Genomic DNA, 1422 nt, shown 5'->3' with positions numbered 1-1422 from the left:
GGTTATTCGCTGTTTGTAGTGGGTAGAGCTACATGATTGGCTGTAGTGGAAGAGACAATTCTCCACAGACGAAGTAGATCATATTCATGAAGTTCCTCATGTTCTTGAAGCCTCTTGCACGACTCTTGATTATGCTTATCTTTGAGTTGAACCCCTCCAGGATGGCATTGGTCCTCAATGTCTGGAAGTAGTTGAGAATCTCAACGGCGTTCCTTGTCAGGCACGCTGCGAACTTGCGAATCTCCATGACAGGAGAGTTCGCGAATTTGATGACCATCTCCTCAAAAGCTGATATCATTTCTTCACTGTAGGAATTGTGTGTCTCATAGAACTCCTGCAGTTCAAGACGGCAGCTGTATGCCTGAACCGTGTCCAGATACTCTACCTCCAACAACTGTGTTAGCCGTGTGCGTTGCTTGTCGGTGAGATTGTCGGGGTTCTTCAGCCAGATGTACCGGGTCTCTTTCAGATCCTTGGTCTTTGCGGCGTCCTTGCTGCGCAGCTCCCGTTTCCTGGTACTATCCACGGCATCAGAACAATTCTTGACCACATGGAACTTGTCTACGGTGACAACGGCATTGGGGAAGCTCTCCCCCATCGCATTGCGAAAGCCGTGGATCATGTCGCTGGTCGCCACCTCCACCTTTTCTGGCGTACCGTTCTTTTCCTTGAAACGCCCAAGAAAGCGCAGAACAGCATCCTTGTCTTTTCCTTCCGTTACAAAGAGAACCCTTCCTTTTCCCGCCTGCTTGCGCCGTCCCTTCCCATCGGTGACGATGCCAGGATGGGAGAGGAAGACCGTTATGTAGTTGTGGCCCTTATGGCTGTACTCGTCGACCCCTATTGCACTGACATCCGAGAAGTCCTGGTCCTTGAGGGCCTCCTCCACATGGTAGTCGACCAAGCGCCATATCTTGGTATCGTGCTCGCCGATTTCCCGGGCCACCGTGCTGACCGGCATATGCTTGACCAAGGTGAGTATCACACCCTCCATCATCAGCGTAAACCCGCTTCCGCTGCGGGCCCAGGGGACCGCAACAGTCTTGACCTTGCCATCGGGTGTAATGACCCTGGGAACCCTCGCCGTGATGTAGCAACGATACTGGAAGAAATTGAGATGCCTCCACGTTTTTTCCCGGGTATCGTGGACCTTGCACTTTCCTTCAACTCCAGGGTATGTGAATGTTGCCCCTTCTGCGAAATCAATCTTGATATGCAGTTCCATCAAAGTGGGATTCCGCTTGGCAGGTACCATCTCGATTGAGGTGATATGCCATGGTTCTTCAATATTGAGGCCGAGTGCGAATAATTTCTGGAAATGGGGGTCGATCATCTGCTGTACTCCTTGCAGACACCATAGCAGATAACCCCTCTGTTTTGAATATTCTATTGGCCCTTACCCACCATGAACAGCGAAAGGCC

At 51.1% G+C, this 1422-nt stretch carries 1 protein-coding gene; it reads right to left on the bottom strand.

The features are described from left to right. Window positions 1-28: 28 nt before the first annotated feature. Entirely contained in the window at window positions 29-1333 is a 1305-nt protein-coding gene (locus DYP60_RS13850) for an ISL3 family transposase (protein ID WP_117331606.1), read from the bottom strand. Window positions 1334-1422: the final 89 nt, after the last annotated feature.

Source organism: Sphaerochaeta halotolerans, assembly GCF_003429665.1.
Lineage (GTDB): Bacteria > Spirochaetota > Spirochaetia > Sphaerochaetales > Sphaerochaetaceae > Sphaerochaeta > Sphaerochaeta halotolerans.
This window is presented reverse-complemented; position numbering and strand designations above follow the sequence as displayed.

What these genes read in the sequence shown, in the direction of transcription:
- DYP60_RS13850 (WP_117331606.1), bottom strand. Translation starts at nt 1,333, where the DNA reads ATGATCGACCCCCATTTCCAGAAATTATTCGCACTCGGCCTCAATATT.